This window comes from Nostoc sp. 'Peltigera membranacea cyanobiont' 210A (genome assembly GCF_002246015.1).
In the GTDB taxonomy this organism is placed as follows: domain Bacteria; phylum Cyanobacteriota; class Cyanobacteriia; order Cyanobacteriales; family Nostocaceae; genus Nostoc.
Window position 1 is genome coordinate 653,407 of the sequence record NZ_NOLJ01000004.1, and the last position, 21,315, is coordinate 674,721.

Here is a 21,315-nt window from a genome sequence, read left to right on the forward strand (position 1 = left end):
GTTAGGAGTTAAAATTTATAACTCATAACTCTTAACTCCTAACTGTTTTTAAGCGAGGCGTTTAGCTTCTACTGTTTGAGGTAAATTTGCTGCGTCTGGCAAATCACGAAATTCTAATTCCCAACCATTTGCTAGGGTGAGAATCTTGCCATCATTTCCATCGGTTTGTTTGACAACTTCTTCTTCCAGGTCTTTTTTAGCAACGTAAACTACTAAAGTGCCAGCATCATTCATCCGTAGCATTACTTTCATGAGATTCCTCAACAGATTCTAGTTCTTTTTTCATACAGCCGACGACGAACCCTGTTTCTAAGAAATGCACAGCATATATATAGGAAGTCTGCAAATATGTGCCTATACTCGCTATGTAACCGATATCTCCCTTGTTTACCAAAACTTGGCCGACTTCCTTACCGGGAAAGGTACCATCGTTTTTTAGCAGTTTACGAACTCTGACTTTTTCACCAATTTCAAAAGCAGGTGGCAAGTTCAGTTCTAATTCATCGCGTTGCATGAGAATACCTCTGTTCTCTGACCAAATTCAATAATTCTTCTGTCGTCAAACTGCGTTTTTTCTGTACCGATTGATGGCGTACTGCATCTAAAACAGATTGGGTTTCTTGAGAGTTCAAGAAAATTCCATGCTGTTCTAGCAAGTTAGCAACCAAATGCCGTCCAGAATGTTTACCTACTACTAAACGCCGTTCCCAACCCACCTCTTCAGGTGCAAATGGTTCGTAGGTGATGGGGTTTTGCAATACCCCGTGAGCATGGATGCCAGATTCGTGAGCAAAAGTATTTTCGCCAACGATCGCTTTCCAAGGTGGTACGCTAGCACCTGATGCGGCTGCAACTAGTTGAGACAGTTCCAGCAAACTAGGAGTGTCAATGCCCAAATCAACGCCGTAGATACGTTTGACTGCCATGACAACTTCTTCTAATGCTGCATTTCCTGCCCTTTCACCCAATCCGTTGACTGTGGTATTCACTGATGAAGCTCCGGCTTTGATACCCGCAAGGGCGTTGGCAGTTGCCAGACCAAAATCATTATGCGTGTGGATTTCTAAGGGAATCGTCAACGCTGAAACCAGCCTTTGGACTTTGGTGTAGGTGGTAAAGGGGTCGAGAACTCCTACGGTGTCGCAGAAACGGAAACGGGATGCACCCCATTCTTGGGCATAAAGTGCTACATCTAAGAGGAAGTTTTCATCAGCCCTGGAAGAATCTTCTCCGCCAACTGCTACCCAAAGACCTTGATCGAGGGCGAAGTGGATTGAGTCTTTGAGTTTTTGTAAACTTACTCGCCACTGACCATGAAATTTAGTGGCAATTTGGATACCAGAGACGGGAATGGCAATATGCACCCGATTCAAACCACAGGCGATGGAAGCCTTGATATCTGAGATGACAGCACGGTTCCAGCCCAAGAGTTTTGCTTGTAAACCCAAGTCAGAAATTGCAGCGATCGCACGGGTTTCTTCGTCGCCCATTGCCGGTATACCCACTTCTAATTCGGGTATACCAATAGCATCGAGAAACTTCGCGATCGCTACTTTTTCTTGTAGAGTAAAGGCAACACCTGCTGCTTGTTCGCCATCACGTAATGTAGTGTCATTAATTATGATTTGATTCATTGCAAATATCCCTCTCTTGGAAGTATTCTTAATATCCTTTCCCTCTACAATCCCTCGTGATGGTAAATGCTAAAAATATCACAATTCATAATGTAGGATACATGATCCTTAATTATTGCCCCATTATTAGCATCACATCTGTATGGCAGGGAACTAAATCAATGTATAAATTACTAATCGTTTTTACCGATGTCAGTTGAAATGTCTTCGAGTAGCAATGAACTAATATAACTATTAGCAAATCCCGAACAAAGTAATACGCAAAATCCAGCAATTAAGGATGTAATCATCTTCGTAACCTCATCTTTTCTAGTGCATGTGGGTGTAAGTTAGGCAGGTAATGGTACTCAGAGATACAGGATTTCAATTAACTAACTTTGGTCTGCTAGCCAATCAAATATCTTTCCTAGCTGTTCTAAATCAACGAAACCATACTGCCAAAGGAGCATCGGGAGCGGGCCATTTTCTAATTCACGGTGTCGCAGAGCTACAGCAATATCGGCATTTGAAAGTTCAAGTTCATTGTGCAAAAAATTGAGTAGTTTTATATCTCTGTTCCGAGTCGCCATAAGTGATTGAACTTTCAATTTCTTAATTTGGGAAAAATTTAAAAATCAGAAATTCCAATTTATATTTAGGAATTTCGCATTTTTAATTGTTGCTATATGTCAGGAAAATTTCAGATTAAGTAGACCCAACAAAATCTAAACTCCGTCTAATCCATCTCAGTCTGCAACAAATTCTGCTAGCGGACAGTAGCTTCAAACTCTAAACCTATTTGAGCTTTGTGCATCTATGGACAAAAAGGATGAAGTCCAGTACTTGCGTCATGAATTCAAGATTAATCGTGCCTAAATTAGGTCTTTTTGAAATAATCATGACTCATCACTGTAATGCCAGCAACGCTCTAGCCATTCTAATAATTCGTGACGAGAAGCAAGAAGTTGCATAAGTGTACTACGAATTAGAATTACTTCCAGCAAATTGTTCACTTGCACTCGTAAAGAACCATCGGGGGGACAAGAGCAATCAATTTTTAACTCTTGCAAACGGTAATAGATTCGCCAGCGATCGCTCAGAGGAATCTGCAAAATGTGATTTGTCATTTGTCATTTGTCCTTTGTCCTTTGTCCTTTGTCATTTATCAGTTGTCCTTTGTCCTTTGTCATTTGCAAATGACCAATGACCAATACTTCGACTACGCTCAGTACAAGTGACTAATGACTCTTAACGCTTAAAGTTTGCAGTTGTTTTTCGAGTTCTTCAATGCGCGAGAGCAAAGAACGAATCACGGTTGCTTCCATATCGGGTAGCTTTCCATGTTCTAAAGGAGAAAGGCTGGCGCTTTCGTTCCGAGAAATGATTCGACCAGGAATTCCCACAACAGTGCGATCGCTGGGGACATTCTGCAAGACAACGGAACCTGCGCCAATACGGACGCGATCGCCAATTTGCAGATTACCTAAAACTTTCGCACCCGCCCCAATCACTGCATTTTTGCCGACTGTGGGATGACGCTTACCAGTTTCTTTACCAGTTCCGCCAAGGGTGACGCCCTGATAAATCAGTGTATAGTCGCCCACGATCGCAGTTTCGCCAATGACTACTCCCATTCCGTGGTCGATAAACACGCCCTCACCAATCTCTGCACCTGGGTGAATTTCAATACCTGTCAAAAATCGCCCCAAATGAGAAATTAAGCGGGGGATAAAACCGACTCCTCGACCATGTAACCAGTGAGCAAGACGATGCAAACATAGCGCGTGCAATCCAGGGTAGCAAAACACCACTTCTAGCCAATTACGTGCGGCTGGATCGCGCTCAAAAATAATGCGAAAATCACTCAATAATGGCTCAAAAAAAACGCCAGAGAGAAGATTTTTCAGCATGGATGTACGGGCAGAATCCTGCGTTTTGGTACTTGGGCGTAGGCGAAGCCCGTCGGAGACATCGCTAATACTGTCTAAAGACTGTTGCATCGGTAATGTCTATCTAGTAAAAGAGTCATCTGCTATTTTTATGCTTATATCAGGTGACATCCAACTCGATAGAAAACCCAATGCTGATTGGATTTATTGGATTGATTGAGGTTGTACTCAAACGCCGAAACCCCGACTCCAGATAAACTTAAAATTTGTCTTGGGGTAGGGGCGCTAGTATTTAATGATGGGGGTACTAGTATTTTTGGGGCAGGGGTTAAGAATTTCTGTTCACGCTACAAGAAACTTTACCCGTAAGCATTTGCTAAGATTTTATCAAGATATTTTGCAATATATTAAGCTGTACTCAGATGCACTCAAATATGAATTTGGTAAGGCTATAAATCTATTTTCTGTATATCCTATTACTATTAGTATCTTATTCTTTGGATAGGCGAAAGACAGGTTTCTTTATTTTCTTTTAGGATTTGCTGTCTGTATGTATGTATACGTTTCAAAATATAGTTATCGCTCATCGTAACTGTTTTCTTATTATATAGATGTCTGGGAATAGCGATCGCAAAATCTTAGAACAGCAGAATAGGTAAATGTTCCCATAGCAATTAGACTTATTACATGAATTAAAAGCCCTCACCCTAAGTCCCTCTCCCAAGCTTGGGAGAGGGACTTTGAATTTGTCTCCCCTTCTCCCAATTTTGGGAGAAGGGGTTGGGGGATGAGGGCTAGTTTTGTATTCGTGCAAGAGTCTATTAAATAATTACTGATTGCTGTATGCTAAGACAGGTATTTTACACTACACACAAAAGCTGTAGAAACTTGTTAATGGAGTTCAAAGACTCATTAATGGAGTTCAAAGGCTCTTTAATGATTATATATTTACCTTGGGAGTTCTAATGGTGAAGTAGCAATAGTTGCTAAGTATAGAATTCCCATTGGTAAGTGCGATCGCACATCATAACCTATTTATTTATCTGTTTTAGCGCCGATGCTGAAGGATACTGACCAGATGCAATCAAAGCTTGTCGTTCTACAATTCTTTCATCGCCGTTAAAATCTAGGATGCGTGCGGTAACTTCACCAATGTCTGTTTGATGCTGAATTACAGCCTCATCTAGTCGAAAATTATCGCCCCAAAAGTCTCTGCGTGGGTTAAAAAACCGCACAAGTTCGCCAGTTTGCCAATTAATTGACCCTAAATCCGTGCCTTTTTGCAGGTTACAGAAAATACAGGCATAACAGAGATTATCTGCTGTTGTAGCGCGTGAGATGGGGGATGCATTTCTTGCCGAAGTTGAACGCGCTATCAGTCGTATTGAACAGTTTTCAGAAGCATGGGCTCAATTATCAAAGAATACAAGACGCTGCCGCGTAGCTAGTTTTCCTTATGGAATCATTTATGCCATCAGAGAGCAGTAAATTTTAATAGTTGCAGTCATGCACCTTCAACGTCAACCAAATTACTGGACTAATAGAATCTGATATGCCGAATTGTTCTCCAGTTTTTTACCAGTCATTGCTTTAAAATTCGGTTGCATTTAAAAACCTCCCAATAGCGATCGCACAATTACTCCCTTTGCTTATCTATGCAACTTCCAAAGATTTTCCTAGCGTTTTAGGCTCTGGTAGAGGTTCACCATCAGCCAAAGATGATTCAATCAGCATTTTTAAAACTTCTTGAGCATTTTGTAGAGCGTCTTCATAAGTCTCTCCGTGAGTACAAGGCTGCATTATATTCGTAAACTCAGGTAGGAAAACCACATAACATTGGTCTTCTTCTGACCATTGAATCACGATTGTATATTTCATTCTTCTATCTCCTCGTCTTCTTTAATTTTATTTAGTTCTTCTAGTGCTTCATTGACTTGCTTTTCTAAATAAGGTTTGGCATCGTTACCATCTTTACCAGCGATGATAATAGCTTTAGGCAATTGCGGATGCATCCATTTACTGTGGCTACCCTTTGCAGGTTTATTAGTAAACCCAGCTTGCAGCAACAAGCTTTTGAGTTCTCTAATTTTTTTGGGCATAACCTCAGCTTGCGTTTTTATTCTTAACTTTGAGAATCTTGCTTGCTTTTATTTGCTTGATCAATGCGTTGCCTAATTGCTTCTTCTGCAATGCGAATATTTTCTTCTATCGGCGTACCGTCTTCAGCTATCATTGGCCCGTACCAAGTTGCTTCCGAATCGGGAGGATTGCGGCGACTAAACAAAACACGAATAGCCTCATCATCATCTCGGTGTGCCAGTATATAAGCTGTTAATTCTTTGCTAGTCATCGCTTCAAAGTTCGGTTTCATTCAAAAACCTCCAGTTTCCATTATGGGGTATGATAATTTGAATATTTTCACCTGCCAAAATATATATATCTCTAGTTTGGATATCAAAACGAAACAGGTGAATATCTTTGTAGGTATTGGATAAGATTTGGCAGACTCGCACAGAGGCTTGTGCTTGTTCATTAGTTGGGTTTATTGTCTGTTCCTCAATTGTGACATAGATAATAGTAAGCCTTTCTTTTGCGGTTTCTACTGTGAATTGTGAATAGTAAATCAGCTTACATTTACCCTTCCAACTGCTTTAACTTCTTCTGAGCAAATTCCCGCACTTGTTTATCTGGGTCATTCTCTGCGCGATCGCGCAACAGTGGTAAAGTCTGGGGATGCTGAGGAAATTGCTTGATAATTATCTCTAGTGCAATGCGCCGAGGATTAGTTTCATGCTCTTCCTTGCGCTCAAAGGGGTCATGAACAGTGCAGTTGTGGTATATGTCAAACAGCTCAAGCTGATATTTAAAGTATTTAGCTAATTCTCGGACTGCTACACTTCGCACATAGTTGTCATCATCATGGATAGCGAGTTTTTTGAGGAAGAATTTGGTGTCAGGGTCATCTTTGAAGTTCTTCGCTAATTCTTGGATTGCTACACGTTGCACATAGTTGTCATCATCATGGGTAGCGCGTTCTTTGAGGAAGAATTTGGTGTCTGGGTCATCTTTGAAGTTCTTCGCTAATTCTCGGACTGCTACACATCGCACGTCGTTTTCATCATCATGGGTAGCGCGTTCTTTGAGGAAGAATTTGGTGTCGGGGTCATCTTTGAAGTTCTTCGCTAATTCTCGGACTGCTGCACCTCGCACATCGTTGTCATCATCCTGGGTAGCACGTTCTTTGAGAAAGAATTTGGTGTCGGGGTCATCTTTGAAATTCTTCGCTAATTCTTCGACTGCTGTATGTCGCACATCCCAGTTATCATCCTGGGTAGCGCGTTCTTGGAGCCAGGTTTTGGTGTCGGAAGATTCTTGCCAGGTCGTTGCAATTGCTGTGACTGCTTGAGTGCAAATTTCATGAAATACTTTAGCTTCTTCATCTCGATGGGGGACGTAATAGTACCAGAGGTCATATTTAGTTAAGTCTTTTAGCTTGTCAAGTAATAGAGTAGCTGTTGACGCGATCGCCGAGCGATTTCTCACCTCTACAAGACACTTAGCCGCTAAAAAAAGATTGACAAACTTTTCCTCTTCGCCATCTTGCGCCATTAAATAATCAAGAATTTTGCTAACAAATATTGGCTCAATCATTCCGGCAATTAGCAGCAAGACTTCATGCCAACTTTCATCTTGCCAGTGTTTGCCAAAAACTTCATTCTTAAGTTCCTCAATAGTCAGCGTTTGCGTTTCTTTAAACTGCCAGACAAACTCCCAAGCACAGAAATATTCTAAAAATGTCCGATGTACAAAAGCATAATAATCCGCACCCAGGAAACACAACATAAAGTTGCGAGTCCGCAGTTGATTAATCATCACCCGTGCAGCTTCTCTGGGTTTATCAAATTCTATGGTTTTGAGATAATCAGTCAGAACTTTGACTAAATCATTTTCATTAATCAAATTACCTGCCAAACCTTTATTAGCAGTTTGCATAAAATAAGCAACCTGACGCAGCATCGCTTGCTTCTCTTTATAATGAATAGTTTTGGAGTCTAACCTCTGATCTTCTGTCAAAGCGCGTTCCACATCCCATTGATGTAGCAGTACCCGCGATGCTTGATCGTAAAGTGTAGCTCTATCTCTTGGTAGCTCTTGGTTCCGATTAAGAATTGCCATCATCGTCAACAGCAGAGGATTTCCCGCCAATTCTGCAATAGATTTGGAAGCTGCAATTCCTCTTTGCAACCGTTCCCGTTTTCTCACTTTATCAACTGCATCGGTAAAAGTTAACTCATGCCAACGGTAGATAAAATCCTGAATTAGTTCTGAGTCTAAATCTTGTAATATAAAGTGGCGAAACTCAGCATTAAGCAATCGTTGCGGTTTATAGCCAATAATCCGAGAAGTGACTATTACCTGCACATCAGGATAGTCATTAGACATCTCCAAAATAGTAATATTCTGTGCTAAAAGAACATCATGAGAAGTTTTTCGACACAAAAATATGAGTGACATACTGAATCACATTGAGGAAAATCCCAAAGAAACAAAGCGGTTAATTGGTATGGGGCATGAACAGTTACAACAATTAATCTATAATGCGGAAAAATTACACAATGAACAACAAGCGTTGTTAGAATCCCAGAAAGTTAGAATTATTGCTGGCGGTGGAGGTCGTAAATCAAAGTTATCTATCAAAGAACAAATAATTTTAACCTTGGTATATCTGAGGCATCTGACAACTTTTCAACTTTTGGGTATCCAGTTTGGAGTAAGTGAGTCCACAGCAAATGATACATTTAATTATTGGTTGCCACTACTGAGAGAATTGTTACCATCTAGTTTAATTGAACAGGTAAAAAAAAAGAATCTGACTATGAAGTAGTTAAAGAGGTACTGACAGAATATGAATTAATTGTAGATAGCTATGAACAAGTGAGGGAAAGACCTGGAGACAATAAAGAGCAAGAAAAATATTATTCAGGAAAGGCAAGTAAACATACATTTAAAAGTCAGATAATTATCTTGCCACATGCCGGGGATATCGTTGATGTTATCGCTGGCGAACCTGGTTCAAAAAGCGACATAATTTTGTTTAGAGAAAACCGTGATAACTTTGACCCAAAACAGAAATTTAAGGGGGATTTAGGATATCTAGGAGAAGATTTAATTGACACCCCAATTAAAACACCGAGAAATAGCAAGTTAACAATTGACCAGAAAAAAGAAAATAAGGAGTTTTCATCCAAACGAGTATTTGTTGAACACCGAATCCGTTCAGTCAAAATATTTCGAGTTGTTCAAGATAGATTTAGATTAAATCCTAAAAAGTATGCTGAGGTAATTTTGACAATTTGTGGACTAGTCAGATTGCGAATTGGAGCGTTAATATTGCCAACAACAATAGCTCCTTTGCCATCAGGCTAAAATCAACGCATATAACTACATATTTTTGCCTCATTATTATCAAGAAATATCTCAAAGCCTTATTTTATCGTATAGACTAGCTAGTTAGCTAACCTTGCGCTTAGATATTATGAGCTAGTCACAGCAAAGCTTTGATAGTTTTTGGAGATGTCTATTAGTAAAGCGATGAATATCAGTAATTACATCCTCTCGTTTACCAGGGTCAAATACCTCATCCAAACCATCAAACATCACTAAGGCATTACCAGCTTTTAATTGTTTATCTAGCTCAAGCTGATTGAGATGATGAATTGCACCACTACATTGATGAAAAAATTCTAGAAAATTATTGCACTCTTTATCTTCCCGTCGCCGCATATAAGTGCGTAACTCAATTAGCAACGGAATTGGTAATGATATAATATTATCCAGTGGAGACTCCGCCCAATTCAAAGCCAGAAATTGCAACAAAGTAGACTTACCTGAACCAGGATCGCCCAAAATTACAATATATTTATAATCATGCTTTTTATTGACAACATCTAAAACCGAACGGATCGGCTGTTCAAAATAAACCCGTTTGTGGCGTTCTAATTCTTCTAATTCAACTGCTTCTACTTGGTCGCTTTCTCGCAGCCGTCTAAGATGTTCTTTAGGCAGTTCGTGAACTTGTGGTAAAACTTGATGAGCTTCCCGGACATTTTGAGCGGTAAAAATCCGCCATAATTTAAGTTCGTTATAGGCATAGCCGCTAGTATCTAAGCTATCTAACTTGAGATTGCCATAGCGTTCGCGGATTCCTTCTTGATATTTAACTAAATTAAAATCTACAATAACACCAGCAATTTCTTTGGTATTTATTTCAATATCAGATAACTTTTGTAATTCGAGGATATGGTGTAAATCTTTTGAATCTAAAAGAAGTTCTTGGACTTGTGTTAAATACTGTTCTGTAATTGATTGCCAGTTAAATTTAGATGGCAGAGGTTTTAATTGCAGCCTGTTCCAACTATCTTCTAGGGTTTTAGCGTCTAGAGATTCACAATTAATATCAAAAGCCTTACCAAGAATTTCTGTAACCGACTTATCACTGATAAATTTCTTGATGTCTGTGGTGTACTCTTTAATCTCAGTTTCAGCAAGTTTGCAACGAACCTTTAACTGCTGCTGCATGAGTTGCAAAAATTCCTTTAAGGCTTTACCAGCAGCAATTTCTATATCTTCCTTCTTAAGTTTCTGGAAAAGCTTGCCAGGGATGCCTTTTAATAAATCTTTAGCCCAATCTTTAGCAGCATCCTTGGCTAAGTCTTCTAGAATGGGTTTAAAAATCAACCCGGCGGCCTGAGTTACACCCCAAATAGCTAACCAGTCCAGCATAATACTCGCTTCTGTTGAGAGTTTGATTACGAGTATATCCACTAGCTGGAGTAATGTTTCCAGATTTCAGGGAATTTGGAAAACCTCTCTCTAAATCTCTCTCCTAAAAGGAGAGACTTTGAATTTTCCCCCTTCCCGCGTTGGGAAGCAGCTTAGGGGGTTAGGTTTGGCGTTGGTTTTTCAGATCAATTGGAAACTACGATGTCTACGCCTACGCAATTTCTCTGCGAAACTTTGAATTCTCTCTTGCGGCATAGGATAGCGTTTTCCTGAGAGATCGTACCAATACAGCCATTCTCTGGTGACACCGGAATAGAGAATGGGTATAAGTTACGTTAGGTTATAATTAGCAGTCAAACTTTTAAAACAAATGAACTGGAAACTTGACGAAGCACAACAAAAACTGCCAGAAGTAATTGATGCCATAGCATCAGAACCTCAATTAATCTTCAATCAAGACAAATTAGTTGCTGCGATACGTAGAACCTAAACTTTTCCAAGATTTCCTTGCTTGGCATCAGCAACAAAAAGTCTCTTCCCTCGCAGATGCTTTTGTCGAACTACGTCAACTCTGTGCTGAAGAAAATTACATTTTAGAAACTCCTCCACGATGTGCCGATCGCCATATCCCATTTGCTGAGGAGCGGTATTGTCATACTTAATCCATTTACCTAAGTTTTGAGATGCGATGTCTACGACGGGCTGCGCCAACGCAATTTCCCCCACAGCACGCTCACTCTCGCTACAACCATGAGCCACGGCTAGTTATACCAAGGGATACGTGCAATCAATCACCACTATTTGAGAAAAACCAAGTCCTCAGCGTTGGGTTTTTCCAACACAAACTTGGCTTTTTGACCGAGAAGGTAGGCTGTTAAGACGCTCTACATAATGGTTTCGAGGCTAAGTACCTTGAGGAATATTTTAGTTGAGAAGTGCGATCGCTCTGCCTTTTTATAACTCTCGGTTGATGAATTTTTTGATGAGTCAGAAAAAATAGTAGTAGATAAAGATATTTTAAGTCTCTCCAAAAAATAACACACCTGAGTTAACTTTGGTCAGACTCTCGGTCAAATCGGCTAGCCGAGAATGATGTGTAACACAGATCACTACCAAGCTAGAGGGAAGTTCAAAATGGTTGCATCTACTCTAAAACCAACACAGATATTTGGACGGATACTATCTGCATCGCTAATTAGTTTGATGTCCTTAGAGGTTCTTAGCACCGCAGCGATCGCTCAACCGCTCCCTGCGTCTGTTGAAACCAAGCTGAAAGTGCCTAGTACAATGACCTCTTGGCCCTTTAATATTAACCGTTACTTGAAAGTGCCGCCCAATTTCTCCGTCTCTGTTTATGCTCGCATTAACAAAGCTCGCTTTATGGCAGCTGCTCCCAATGGGGATCTTCTAGTATCACAACCCAGTTCCGGTAAAGTGTTAATTGTGCGACCAAATGGCAGCAAAGACCCAATTATTTCTGACTTCGTAACGGGTCTACGCAAACCACACGACATTGTGTTTCATAAAATTGACAACACCACATACATTTATATCTCTGAGAGTCATCAAATTAACCGCTTCATTTACAACTCTGGAGACTTAATCGCGAAAAATCGTCAAATCGTTGTAGTTGGCTTACCAGACAGCAGCACACGGGAACTCAAAGGCGCTTATGGTCACGAACTGAAAAATATCGCACTTGATGCCAACCACAAACTCTACGTGTCGATCGCCTCTACGTGCAATGCCTGTAAGGAAGATACTGTCAGCACTCCAAAGCGTGGTGCGATTTACCAGTACGACGCTAATGGAACCAATCAGCGGCTTTTTGCCCAAGGTTTACGTAATGCCGAAGGGTTAGCGTTCTTACCTGGCACAAATGACCTTTGGGTAGTCGTTAATAATCGAGATAACATCGCCTATCCTTTCAACGATAGCAGTGGCAATTACGGTAAAATTATCCCCTCCTATGTAGACAATCACCCACCAGAGGAGTTCACGAAAGTTCGAGATGGCGGTAACTACGGTTGGCCATTCTGCAATCCCAATCCTGACACCTCAAATGGCCTCAACAATATGCCATTTGACCGAGACTATCAGTTCAATGCTAATGGAAGTGTTAATTGCAATGCAATGGACAGGATTAGCAAGGGTATCCAAGCCCATTCCGCTCCCTTGGGACTAACATTCTTACAAAGTACTAACTTTCCCAGCCTATACTCAAATGGAGTAGTGGCAGGGCTGCATGGTTCATGGAATCGGCAGAAGAAAACGGGCTACAAAATAGCTTACTTTCCCTGGAACAGTACGACAAAGACCCCAGAGCAGGAGATAGATTTAGTCACCGGTTGGGTAGTTCCAGCAACGCAAGAAACCTGGGGGCGACCCGTAGATATGGTAGTAGACCAGCAAGGTAATTTGTTAATTTCGGATGACTACAGCGGCGCTATCTATAAGCTTTCCTACACACCGTCACAACAGGTTAAGGTCTACAGAGACCCTAACTTTGGCGGAATTTCCCAGTCTTTTCCTACGACTCCAGGAGTATACAAATACAACCAAGGTGACTTAAATATTGTTGGTAATGACACTATTAGTTCATTCAGTGTACCACCGGGTACGCGGATACGTGTGTGCCAACATATAAATGGTAATGGTTTATGCCGTGAATATACTGCTGGTGATTATAAATCTCTTGGAAATGACCTTGATAATATCATCTCGTATATAGAGGTCAAGTAGCACCACTCACCGAATTTTAGATGATGTTAAATTTTGGATTCAATACTTTAAAAGTTTTCTACTGAACGCTTATGCCGTACCCCTCCGGGGAAGCAAGCTACGCGTAGCGTTCCGCAGAAAAGTCCAAAATTTAAAAAGGTCTGATATCAAGTCCGGTTAATCACTTATGATTACCGGATCTGTACAAAAATCGGAAACGCCTCTTTCCCTCTGCTCCCTGCGGTCTAAATTATAAGTCTTTAGCCAGACACGATATGAGACGATGTTCGGAAAGTCAACTAGAAACTGCGATGTCTACGACGGGCTGCGCGATCGCAATTTTCCCCACTGCACGCCCAGTTTCGCTATATGCATGAGCCGCCGCTAGTTCTTGCAAGGGATATGTGCGATCGATTACCACACGAATCTTACCAGCTTCAATCAATTCTTTGAGAAAAAGCAAGTCTTTAGTGTTAGGTTTCTCAAAGAGAAATTTTGCTTTTTGACCAGGAAGGAATGCTGTTAAGACGCTCTCTAACAACACTTCGGGGCTGGGTAGTGTGGTGATATAAATTCCATTGGGTTTGAGGACTCTTTTGGTTTGAGAGAGCGATCGCTTACCCACTGCATCAAAGATAATGTCATACTGCGCTATATCTTCGGCAAAATCTTGCTGCGTATAATCAATCACGCGGTCTGCTCCCAAAGATTTCACCAAATCCAAGTTTTTAGTACTACTAACTCCCGTCACCATTGTCCCTAAAGCCTTAGCAATTTGCACTGCAAAAATCCCCACACCGCCCGCAGCGCCATTAATTAACACAGTTTGTCCTGTTTGAATATTTCCCTGATCTCGCAGTGCTTGCAGAGCCGTAAGCGCTGCTAAAGGCACAGCCGCAGCTTCTTCATAAGATAAGTTCGTTGGTTTGAGAGCCACCACATTTTCTGGAACAGCTGCAAATTCGGCATAACCTCCTCCAGGAAAGCTGGTACTGCCGTAAATAGCATCTCCCGCTTTAAAGCGCGTGACCCCGGAGCCAACCTCTACAACATCTCCCGCCACATCAAACCCCAAAATCTTTGGGAATTTGCTGCCGGTAATCAAACTCAACATTCCTTGGCGAATTTTCCAATCAATGGGATTAACGCTACTGGCACGAACTTTCACAAGTAACTGCGTTGGCTCAATTTTCGGCTGTTCCACATCTTCATACTGCAACACTTCGGCGCCGCCATACCGACGGATAACCACTGCTTTCATTGCATTCCTCCTGCTACCCTGTTTGACTGAATGAACTCAGACAGCTTATGAATATAGTGTAGCGATGTCTACAATAGGTTATAACGCTCGATAGCGCAGGTAAAGCCTTTGGCATAGCTTCGTTATCGGCGTTGCATAGGATTTAACGATGATGCTAGGCACACTCAGAAATTTTCTAAAATAAAAATATCAGTCTAAAACTACACCTGTATGCCAGCTAGAGACATCTATCACAATAATGTCAAAAATGCTTTGATTAAAGACAAATGGACAATTACTCATGATCCACTGACTCTGAAGTTTGGTAAAAAAGATTTGTATGTTGATTTAGGTGCTAGACAACTGTTGGCAGCGCAAAAAGCAGAATCCAAAATTGCAGTTGAGATTAAAAGTTTTTCCGGCAGGTCGGATGTTGATGATTTAGAAAAAGCGTTAGGTCAGTATATTTTATATCAGGATATATTAATTGAGTTAGAGCCAGAGCGAATGTTATATCTTGCAGTGCCTAACAGAGTTTTTGATGATTTGTTTGAAGAACCCATCGGCAAACTTTTATTGAGAAATCATCGTTTAAAGCTGATTACCTTTGATCCAAAACAGGAGGTCATCAAACAATGGATTATACCAAGTTAGACCACTATCGCCAGGTGATTGAAACTATTCTTGGTGAGTATGCTTCCCTGAGTTATTCCTATGCGGATATTCAATCAGAAGTGGTGTTTGATCGAAGCCGCGATCGCTATTTGTGGATGGATCTAGGTTGGGATGGCGATCGCCGCATTCATGGCTGTCTGGTTCATATTGACCTAATTGATGGCAAAATCTGGATTCAACGGGATGGCACCGAAGAAGGCATTGCCGCCGATTTAGAACGGGCTGGAATTCCTAAAGAACACATCGTCCTTGGCTTTCGTCCACCGGAGTTAAGACCCTACACAGGTTATGCAGTTGCTTAAAGAGCGCATTCTCTTTATTCTTCAGTGGTAAATAGAACACCCTCATACAACAATTCAATTGGACATTCAAATTCAATGCTCGATAGAGTGACGATATCTCCAGCCGTGTAGGGATAGTAAAGCCACATCCTACCCTCACCCCGACAGTAACGCTCAACGGAGATTTGTTCCGAGTCAATCAAGATATACTCTTGCAAACTGGGGATTCTCAGGTAATAAGTAAATTTTTCACCCCGATCTTTAGCGCTTGTACCTGGCGAAAGAACTTCGGCAATCAACTTCGGATGTTGAATAAAGTTGCGGGCATTCAGGTCTTCAGGGTCGCAACTGACAATAACATCAGGATAATAGTAGCGGCTCTGGGGAGTGAGTTGCATTTTCACATCTGACACATTCACTCGACAACCTCTGGAACGCAAATGAGGGTACAAAGGTCTGTAGAGATTTAGCGCTATGTCATTATGGGGAATTGTACCGCCTGTCATCGCAAACACTTCGCCATTGGCATATTCGTAGCGAAGTTCTTGCTGAGGTTCCCATTCCAGATATTCCTCAACGGTCATTTTTGGCGGCTGTTGGGAAATGGCTATCATAACTCAGATTTTTTCACGTTTGGTTTGATTGTAGCTAAATGACACTCTGATTTTTCAGGGTATCGGTAAAACCTCACTTCTATTTCTCTCTTCCTTTAAGGCTAGGGTGTACACACAAGTTTGAAATAGCTGATTAACCAAGGTTTTACCCCACCCTAACCCTCTCCTTATAAACTATCCATTACCCGCATCTTTCTCAACAAAAATACAACTTACTTAAAATATGCCAAAAGCATTGATAGGTATAGTTTTTGAGAGAAGAGAATATTTGAGGGTAATGGTGCATCATGGAAAAATGGGCAGCATCCGAATTAAAACAGGCAGATTTAGGAGACGCAAGACGAAACAAGCGTCTGGTAAGGATCGTAGAAGACTTGGCAGCACAACCAAGCAGCAGCGTACCTCAAGCCTGTGGAAACATACAAGCAAAACCCAGAGCGTGATGCAAGGACAGCAAAACTAACACTCTTTCAAGCCACTTTTGAGATACAAGTACCCTTACACCATATCCGACGTTTACAGTTGAAGCCTGTAAAATTGCAGGTAATTCTGGCACTTGAAGAAAACCCGCCAGATGGAATCAAACCGATTAGCTGGTTGTTGCTTACTACCCTTAAAGCTAACAGTTTTGAAGAGGCTGCCCGTTGCGTTCGCTGGTACACATATCGTTGGTTGATAGAACGTTACCACTACACATTAAAAAGTGGTTGTGGAATTGAAAAATTACAGCTTGAAACCGCAAGGCGAATCGATATGGCACTGGCAACATATTCAATTGTGGCGTGGCGTTTGTTATGGCTAACTTATGAAGCCAGATTTAACCCTGATATGCCATGTGATTCTGTTCTAGAAATCGATGAATGGCAGTCTTTGTGTGCCACTATCAACAAAAATCCAATCCCACCCAAAAAGCCGCCTTCTTTACGCGAAGCAGTACGAATGATTGCAATATTAGGTGGCTTTTTAGGTCGAAAGGGTGATGGAGAACCTGGTGTTAAGACTATTTGGCGGGGATTACAGCGATTACACGATATCGCTGCAACCTGGAAACTACTCTACCAGAATTGTCAAATATGTATTTAGCGATCGCCGATCAAATTAACCTTATTCACATTCTCCTCCTTTTGTCAACTATCTACATGTTGCATTGTTCCATAATCCTTTTCCTGACTTACTTACAGCAATGTTAAGAAACATGTGACTAATGCATAGCCTTATAAAGGGGAGGGAACTAGATTTTCCGGTTTCCCCCCAAAATATCGCGGGGATTTAGGGGGGTAATTCGATTTGTGTGTACACCGTAGCTTCCCGACACGGGAATGGGGTTTTTCGTTAAGGTTTGTAGTGAGCAATTCAGAAAATTCATTGCGATCGCTCAATCATGTTAGATTATAGTTTGTTGTTTCTCTTAAACACAAAATCCGACAGTTTCCTACCCATCTCCTCATTGTGGGAATGAAAAAAAAGAGTTAAAAGTTAAGTTTTTTGAAAATGATATGCAGCAACACATCTATTTCCATTAGCTTCTACGGCTTGCCAGACAAGGCTTAAAGGCATAATTGAACATCATTGTCAAAGAAAAATTAAAAGAATATGAAGTGCATTTTTACCGTCAAAAAAATGATATGTTAGATACAGAATTGAATTTCGCACGTTTCTGGAGTAAAACAATATAGATTACTCCAGTTTTTCACCCTCAAACCCTTGGCATTTATAGCTTTTGACGCAAATTGAGGGCAATCTGAGTACACATTTAAATAACCCAAACCCAGTTTCAATTTAGTTAAAGTTATTGCTGGGATTGGGTTTTGACTGAGTACAAAGAAATCCTGAACCCCTATCTATAAACACTAGAACCCCAACCAAAAAATACTAGAACCCCTACCTGAAAAAAACTTTTTTAATTCTTGTAATGCTTGAAGAATTAGGGTTTTTGGTATTTGAGTACAAAAGTAATAAATCCAATAAATTCTATCCTAGAGAGACGCAACATCTGGCTGGGAGACGGCTGCTATAAATCTTATATCGCCAATCACCTAACGCTCTGAAACAAACAAAGCGAAAAGTGAGTGGAGGGATGACATAGCACCATGCCTGAAGTGAAGAGAAGTCGCGGCTGTAAGCACAAATTCTACCCAAGAACCGAACGTTGACACACACCAGCCGAACATCAGATATCTATCGCCTGCTTTACTTGAAAACAAGTTGCCCGAACCCAAGGGTTTGCAGGCAGTGTGGAAGACGCGACTTCAATTCTGGGCATAGAGAGCAGCAACATCTCCCACAGTGGCAGCCAAGTCCACCGACCTTTTGCGAAACTAAATGACATCACCGTCTACACGACTCCTCAACTCTAACGCTACGGAATCGACAACCCAAGCAAAATCCGGTGGTTGCGGCTGCGACAGCCCCAGCAGCGCCACCGTGGAAAGGGATCAAAAGCTCGAAGAACGCATTGCTAAACATCCCTGCTACAGCGAAGACGCCCATCACCACTATGCCCGGTTGCACGTTGCAGTTGCTCCAGCTTGCAACATTCAATGCAACTATTGCAACCGCAAATATGATTGCGCTAACGAAAGCCGTCCTGGAGTAGTTAGCGAATTGCTAACACCAGAACAAGCAGCACACAAAGCTTTAGTCATTGGTGGAAAGATTCCCCAAATGACAGTTGTGGGAATTGCCGGCCCTGGCGACCCTCTGGCGAACCCAGATAAGACTTTCCGCACATTTGAGTTGATTGCAGAACAAGCACCTGACATCAAGCTGTGCTTATCAACCAATGGTTTAATGCTGCCAGACTACATCGATCGCATTAAACAATTAAATATAGATCACGTGACGATCACCATTAACATGGTAGATCCAGAGATCGGTGCTCAGATTTATCCTTGGGTTCACTACAGACGCAAGCGTTATAGAGGCATTGAAGGCGCGAGAATTCTCCACGAAAGACAGATGGAAGGATTGCAAGCCCTGAAAGACGCTGACATCTTGTGCAAAGTCAACTCCGTAATGATTCCCGGAATTAATGACCATCACTTAGTCGAAGTGAATCGAGTCATCCGTGAAAAAGGTGCATTCTTGCACAACATCATGCCATTGATTTCTGCACCAGAACATGGCACACACTTCGGTTTAATCGGTCAACGCGGCCCCACACCCAAAGAACTCAAAGAAGTCCAAGACAACTGCTCTGGTAACATGAAAATGATGCGTCACTGTCGCCAGTGCCGCGCCGATGCAGTAGGATTGTTAGGAGAAGACCGCAGCCAAGAATTTTCCAAAGAGAAATTCTTGGAAATGACTCCAGAATATGACATGGAGAAACGTCAAGAAGTTCACGACGGGATTGAGAAGTTTAAAGAAGAACTTAAAGTAGCCAAAGACAAGGCGCTTGCCGGCAAGAAATTTGCCAACAGTCCCAAAATCCTAGTTGCAGTAGCAACCAAAGGCGGCGGATTGGTTAACCAACACTTTGGTCATGCAAAAGAATTCCAAATTTACGAAGTGGATGGGAATGATGCTCGCTTTGTCAGCCATCGCAAAATTGACCAATACTGCCAAGGTGGATACGGCGAAGAAGCTTCTTTTGAGCATATTATGAAAGCGATCGCAGATTGCAAAGCAGTTTTAGTTTCCAAGATTGGTAACTGTCCTCAAGAAAAATTGCAAGAAGCTGGAATCAAGACTATTGAAGCTTACGACGTGATTGAAAAGGTTGCTTTAGAGTTCTACGAGCAATACGTTAAGGAATTAGGGAATAACGAATAGGGAAATAGGTTACAGGGGACAGGGGAGAGATTATTACCTATCACCTGTCACCTGTAACCTCTCCCCTCACTCTAATGCCCCATTCCCCAAAAGGAGAATAAATCATGGCTTACCAAATTCTTACTAGCCAGTGTATTTCCTGCAATCTCTGTCTAACGGTATGTCCCACAAATGCAGTTAAAGTGGTTGATGGACAGCACTGGATTGACCCTGAACTTTGTACAAACTGTGTTGGTAGCATTCATACCGTGCCTCAGTGTAAAGCCGGTTGTCCCACCTGCGACGGTTGCGTTAAGCAGCCTAGCGATTACTGGGAAGGCTGGTTTACCAATTACAATCACGTAGTTGCTAAATTAACAAATAAACAAGATTACTGGGAACGTTGGTTTAAAAGCTATTCCCAGAAATACTCTGAGCAGTTGCAAAAGCGTCAATCCCAAACAATGGGATCTGAATCTTAATTAAATAATTCCTAATTTGTAATTGAAGACAACAATGCAAAATAACTGCATCTATCTTGATAATAATGCTACCACTAAGGTAGACCCAGAAGTTATAGAGGTAATGCTACCTTACCTCACAGATTATTACGGCAATCCCTCCAGTATGCATACCTTTGGTGGGCAAGTCGGTAAAGCAGTGAGAACCGCAAGAGAACAACTTGCAGCCATCCTGGGAGCCGATGAGTCAGAAATTGTCTACACAAGTTGTGGAACTGAGGGAGATAACGCGGCGATTCGAGCCGCACTGTTGGCGCAACCAGAAAAGCGACATATCGTCACCACCCAAGTTGAACATCCAGCAGTACTTAATGTCTGCAAACAATTAGAAACCCAAGGTTATAGTGTTACCTATCTTTCAGTAAATAATCAAGGGCAGCTCGATCTAGATGAACTAGAAGCTTCCTTGACGGGTAACACCGCCCTGGTGACAATTATGTATGCTAATAACGAAACCGGCACGGTTTTCCCGATTGAACAAATTGGGTTGCGCGTCAAAGAATCTGGTGCTATCTTCCATGTAGATGCGGTGCAAGCAGTGGGAAAAATCCCCTTAAATATGAAGACTAGCACCGTGGATATGTTAACGCTGTCTGGTCATAAGCTGCACGGGCCAAAAGGAATTGGTGCTTTATATATTCGGCGCGGAGTTCGGTTCCGTCCCTTCATTCTTGGGGGACACCAAGAACGCGGACGTAGGGCGGGAACAGAGAATGTTCCAGCAATTATCGCCTTGGGCAAAGCTGCGGAACTGGAAATGTTACACTTAGAAGAAGCGATCGCCAGAGAAAGAAAGCTGCGCGATCGCCTGGAACAAACTTTACTCGCTAAAATTCCCGATTGTGTCGTTAACGGTGACGTTACGCAGAGATTGCCAAACACAACCAATATCGGCTTCAAGTACATCGAAGGTGAAGCAATTCTACTGTTATTGAACAAATACGGTATCTGTGCATCATCCGGTTCTGCTTGCACCTCCGGTTCTCTGGAACCTTCCCACGTTCTGCGGGCAATGGGCTTACCCTATACAACTTTGCACGGTTCAATTCGCTTCAGTCTTTGTCGCTACACCACCGAAGCCGAAATCGATCAAGTAATAGAGGTAATGCCCACTATTGTAGAGCGTTTACGCGCCCTCTCACCCTTCAAAAATGATGACGCGGGTTGGCTGCAAGAACAGGAGCAAGCATTGGCACACCGTTAATTAGGGAATAGGTTACAGGTT

23 protein-coding genes and 3 pseudogenes are annotated in these 21,315 nt (G+C 41.8%); 10 read left to right on the forward strand and 16 right to left on the reverse strand.

Going from position 1 to position 21,315, the window contains the following annotated elements:
- Positions 1-48 precede the first annotated feature (48 nt).
- The 12 genes and pseudogenes from nifT to CDG76_RS15835 all read right to left on the reverse strand — a co-directional run.
- Entirely contained in the window at positions 49-252 is a 204-nt protein-coding gene (gene nifT / locus CDG76_RS15775; RefSeq protein ID WP_094327371.1) for a putative nitrogen fixation protein NifT, read from the reverse strand.
- Positions 227-514, reverse strand: a complete 288-nt coding sequence (locus CDG76_RS15780; RefSeq protein ID WP_094349913.1) for a nitrogen fixation protein NifZ — start codon at positions 512-514, stop codon at positions 227-229. The genes nifT and CDG76_RS15780 overlap by 26 nt, the downstream gene beginning before the upstream one ends.
- Complete coding sequence (gene nifV, locus CDG76_RS15785; protein ID WP_094349914.1) at positions 501-1,634, reverse strand: homocitrate synthase; 1,134 nt, start codon at positions 1,632-1,634, stop codon at positions 501-503. Before nifV ends, CDG76_RS15780 begins: the two co-directional genes overlap by 14 nt.
- A 371-nt stretch (positions 1,635-2,005) precedes the next feature.
- Entirely contained in the window at positions 2,006-2,203 is a 198-nt protein-coding gene (locus CDG76_RS15790) for a DUF2949 domain-containing protein (protein ID WP_094349915.1), read from the reverse strand.
- Between the two features lie 306 nt (positions 2,204-2,509).
- Positions 2,510-2,740 carry an Asr1405/Asl0597 family protein gene (locus CDG76_RS15795; protein WP_094349916.1) on the reverse strand — a complete coding sequence of 77 codons (231 nt, stop codon included), beginning with the start codon at positions 2,738-2,740 and terminating at the stop codon, positions 2,510-2,512.
- Between the two features lie 111 nt (positions 2,741-2,851).
- Positions 2,852-3,613, reverse strand: a complete 762-nt coding sequence (cysE, locus tag CDG76_RS15800; RefSeq protein ID WP_094349917.1) for a serine O-acetyltransferase — start codon at positions 3,611-3,613, stop codon at positions 2,852-2,854.
- A 920-nt stretch (positions 3,614-4,533) separates the two neighbouring features.
- Positions 4,534-4,737 carry a hypothetical protein gene (locus CDG76_RS15810; RefSeq protein WP_223265248.1) on the reverse strand — a complete coding sequence of 68 codons (204 nt, stop codon included), beginning with the start codon at positions 4,735-4,737 and terminating at the stop codon, positions 4,534-4,536.
- A 418-nt stretch (positions 4,738-5,155) separates the two neighbouring features.
- The gene (locus CDG76_RS15815) at positions 5,156-5,380 is read right to left on the reverse strand and encodes a type II toxin-antitoxin system HicB family antitoxin (RefSeq protein ID WP_094349919.1); all 225 of its coding nucleotides are present in this window, start codon (positions 5,378-5,380) and stop codon (positions 5,156-5,158) included.
- Positions 5,377-5,601, reverse strand: a complete 225-nt coding sequence (locus CDG76_RS15820) for a type II toxin-antitoxin system HicA family toxin (RefSeq protein WP_094349920.1) — start codon at positions 5,599-5,601, stop codon at positions 5,377-5,379. Before CDG76_RS15820 ends, CDG76_RS15815 begins: the two co-directional genes overlap by 4 nt.
- A gap of 23 nt (positions 5,602-5,624) precedes the next feature.
- Positions 5,625-5,873, reverse strand: a complete 249-nt coding sequence (locus tag CDG76_RS15825) for a DUF6887 family protein (RefSeq protein ID WP_094349921.1) — start codon at positions 5,871-5,873, stop codon at positions 5,625-5,627.
- Complete coding sequence (locus CDG76_RS39620) at positions 5,857-6,129, reverse strand: DUF6888 family protein (protein ID WP_442946376.1); 273 nt, start codon at positions 6,127-6,129, stop codon at positions 5,857-5,859. Before CDG76_RS39620 ends, CDG76_RS15825 begins: the two co-directional genes overlap by 17 nt.
- 7 nt (positions 6,130-6,136) lie before the next feature.
- Positions 6,137-7,954: pseudogene (locus CDG76_RS15835) on the reverse strand (HEAT repeat domain-containing protein); the annotation flags it as partial.
- A 52-nt stretch (positions 7,955-8,006) separates the two neighbouring features.
- On the opposite strand from CDG76_RS15835, the gene CDG76_RS38325 reads away from it, so the two are divergent.
- Both CDG76_RS38325 and CDG76_RS38330 read left to right on the forward strand, forming a co-directional pair.
- Positions 8,007-8,387 carry a helix-turn-helix domain-containing protein gene (locus CDG76_RS38325; protein ID WP_223265249.1) on the forward strand — a complete coding sequence of 127 codons (381 nt, stop codon included), beginning with the start codon at positions 8,007-8,009 and terminating at the stop codon, positions 8,385-8,387.
- A gap of 50 nt (positions 8,388-8,437) precedes the next feature.
- Entirely contained in the window at positions 8,438-8,929 is a 492-nt protein-coding gene (locus CDG76_RS38330) for a transposase family protein (protein ID WP_262984332.1), read from the forward strand.
- A 147-nt stretch (positions 8,930-9,076) separates the two neighbouring features.
- Here the strand turns inward: CDG76_RS38330 and CDG76_RS15845 are convergent.
- Positions 9,077-10,285: pseudogene (locus CDG76_RS15845) on the reverse strand (NACHT domain-containing protein); the annotation flags it as partial.
- 486 nt (positions 10,286-10,771) lie between these two features.
- Complete coding sequence (locus CDG76_RS38335) at positions 10,772-11,044, reverse strand: hypothetical protein (RefSeq protein WP_223265250.1); 273 nt, start codon at positions 11,042-11,044, stop codon at positions 10,772-10,774.
- A 375-nt stretch (positions 11,045-11,419) separates the two neighbouring features.
- Here CDG76_RS38335 and CDG76_RS15855 point away from each other — a divergent pair, with 375 nt between their 5' ends.
- Positions 11,420-13,027 (forward strand): PQQ-dependent sugar dehydrogenase, encoded by a 1,608-nt coding sequence (locus CDG76_RS15855; protein WP_094349923.1) that lies wholly within the window; start codon positions 11,420-11,422, stop codon positions 13,025-13,027.
- A gap of 274 nt (positions 13,028-13,301) precedes the next feature.
- On the opposite strand, the gene CDG76_RS15860 is transcribed toward CDG76_RS15855, so the two are convergent.
- Complete coding sequence (locus CDG76_RS15860) at positions 13,302-14,267, reverse strand: NAD(P)-dependent alcohol dehydrogenase (RefSeq protein ID WP_094349924.1); 966 nt, start codon at positions 14,265-14,267, stop codon at positions 13,302-13,304.
- Between the two features lie 210 nt (positions 14,268-14,477).
- On the opposite strand from CDG76_RS15860, the gene CDG76_RS15865 reads away from it, so the two are divergent.
- Both CDG76_RS15865 and CDG76_RS15870 read left to right on the forward strand, forming a co-directional pair.
- The gene (locus CDG76_RS15865) at positions 14,478-14,900 is read left to right on the forward strand and encodes an element excision factor XisH family protein (protein ID WP_094349925.1); all 423 of its coding nucleotides are present in this window, start codon (positions 14,478-14,480) and stop codon (positions 14,898-14,900) included.
- Positions 14,882-15,223 (forward strand): XisI protein, encoded by a 342-nt coding sequence (locus CDG76_RS15870; RefSeq protein WP_094349926.1) that lies wholly within the window; start codon positions 14,882-14,884, stop codon positions 15,221-15,223. Before CDG76_RS15865 ends, CDG76_RS15870 begins: the two co-directional genes overlap by 19 nt.
- 14 nt (positions 15,224-15,237) lie before the next feature.
- Here the strand turns inward: CDG76_RS15870 and CDG76_RS15875 are convergent, their stop codons facing one another.
- Positions 15,238-15,816 carry a Uma2 family endonuclease gene (locus CDG76_RS15875; protein WP_094349927.1) on the reverse strand — a complete coding sequence of 193 codons (579 nt, stop codon included), beginning with the start codon at positions 15,814-15,816 and terminating at the stop codon, positions 15,238-15,240.
- Positions 15,817-16,103: 287 nt separating this feature from the next.
- Between CDG76_RS15875 and CDG76_RS15880 the strand changes: the two genes are divergently transcribed.
- The 5 genes and pseudogenes from CDG76_RS15880 (at position 16,104) to nifS (ending at position 21,294) form a co-directional block, all read left to right on the forward strand.
- On the forward strand, positions 16,104-16,259 hold the full coding sequence (locus tag CDG76_RS15880) for an IS4/Tn5 family transposase DNA-binding protein (protein WP_094348690.1): 156 nt from the start codon (positions 16,104-16,106) through the stop codon (positions 16,257-16,259).
- A pseudogene (locus CDG76_RS15885) lies at positions 16,240-16,899 on the forward strand (IS4 family transposase); the annotation flags it as partial. The gene CDG76_RS15880 and the pseudogene CDG76_RS15885, both read left to right, overlap by 20 nt.
- Before the next feature lie 1,239 nt (positions 16,900-18,138).
- The gene (gene nifB, locus CDG76_RS15890; RefSeq protein ID WP_094349928.1) at positions 18,139-19,590 is read left to right on the forward strand and encodes a nitrogenase cofactor biosynthesis protein NifB; all 1,452 of its coding nucleotides are present in this window, start codon (positions 18,139-18,141) and stop codon (positions 19,588-19,590) included.
- Positions 19,591-19,694: 104 nt separating this feature from the next.
- Positions 19,695-20,051 (forward strand): 4Fe-4S binding protein, encoded by a 357-nt coding sequence (locus CDG76_RS15895; protein WP_094349929.1) that lies wholly within the window; start codon positions 19,695-19,697, stop codon positions 20,049-20,051.
- A 34-nt stretch (positions 20,052-20,085) separates the two neighbouring features.
- Positions 20,086-21,294, forward strand: a complete 1,209-nt coding sequence (gene nifS, locus CDG76_RS15900) for a cysteine desulfurase NifS (protein WP_094349930.1) — start codon at positions 20,086-20,088, stop codon at positions 21,292-21,294.
- Positions 21,295-21,315: the final 21 nt, after the last annotated feature.

Bases quoted from the DNA above. Each gene is read 5' to 3' on its own strand.
- nifT (WP_094327371.1), bottom strand. From the start codon at position 252: ATGAAAGTAATGCTACGGATGAATGATGCTGGCACTTTAGTAGTTTAC.
- CDG76_RS15780 (WP_094349913.1), bottom strand. From the start codon at position 514: ATGCAACGCGATGAATTAGAACTGAACTTGCCACCTGCTTTTGAAATT.
- nifV (WP_094349914.1), bottom strand. From the start codon at position 1,634: ATGAATCAAATCATAATTAATGACACTACATTACGTGATGGCGAACAA.
- CDG76_RS15790 (WP_094349915.1), bottom strand. From the start codon at position 2,203: ATGGCGACTCGGAACAGAGATATAAAACTACTCAATTTTTTGCACAAT.
- CDG76_RS15795 (WP_094349916.1), bottom strand. From the start codon at position 2,740: ATGACAAATCACATTTTGCAGATTCCTCTGAGCGATCGCTGGCGAATC.
- cysE (WP_094349917.1), bottom strand. From the start codon at position 3,613: ATGCAACAGTCTTTAGACAGTATTAGCGATGTCTCCGACGGGCTTCGC.
- CDG76_RS15815 (WP_094349919.1), bottom strand. From the start codon at position 5,380: ATGAAATATACAATCGTGATTCAATGGTCAGAAGAAGACCAATGTTAT.
- CDG76_RS15820 (WP_094349920.1), bottom strand. From the start codon at position 5,601: ATGCCCAAAAAAATTAGAGAACTCAAAAGCTTGTTGCTGCAAGCTGGG.
- CDG76_RS15825 (WP_094349921.1), bottom strand. From the start codon at position 5,873: ATGAAACCGAACTTTGAAGCGATGACTAGCAAAGAATTAACAGCTTAT.
- CDG76_RS38325 (WP_223265249.1), top strand. From the start codon at position 8,007: ATGAGTGACATACTGAATCACATTGAGGAAAATCCCAAAGAAACAAAG.
- CDG76_RS15855 (WP_094349923.1), top strand. From the start codon at position 11,420: ATGGTTGCATCTACTCTAAAACCAACACAGATATTTGGACGGATACTA.
- CDG76_RS15860 (WP_094349924.1), bottom strand. From the start codon at position 14,267: ATGAAAGCAGTGGTTATCCGTCGGTATGGCGGCGCCGAAGTGTTGCAG.
- CDG76_RS15865 (WP_094349925.1), top strand. From the start codon at position 14,478: ATGCCAGCTAGAGACATCTATCACAATAATGTCAAAAATGCTTTGATT.
- CDG76_RS15870 (WP_094349926.1), top strand. From the start codon at position 14,882: ATGGATTATACCAAGTTAGACCACTATCGCCAGGTGATTGAAACTATT.
- CDG76_RS15875 (WP_094349927.1), bottom strand. From the start codon at position 15,816: ATGATAGCCATTTCCCAACAGCCGCCAAAAATGACCGTTGAGGAATAT.
- CDG76_RS15880 (WP_094348690.1), top strand. From the start codon at position 16,104: ATGGAAAAATGGGCAGCATCCGAATTAAAACAGGCAGATTTAGGAGAC.
- nifB (WP_094349928.1), top strand. From the start codon at position 18,139: ATGACATCACCGTCTACACGACTCCTCAACTCTAACGCTACGGAATCG.
- CDG76_RS15895 (WP_094349929.1), top strand. From the start codon at position 19,695: ATGGCTTACCAAATTCTTACTAGCCAGTGTATTTCCTGCAATCTCTGT.
- nifS (WP_094349930.1), top strand. From the start codon at position 20,086: ATGCAAAATAACTGCATCTATCTTGATAATAATGCTACCACTAAGGTA.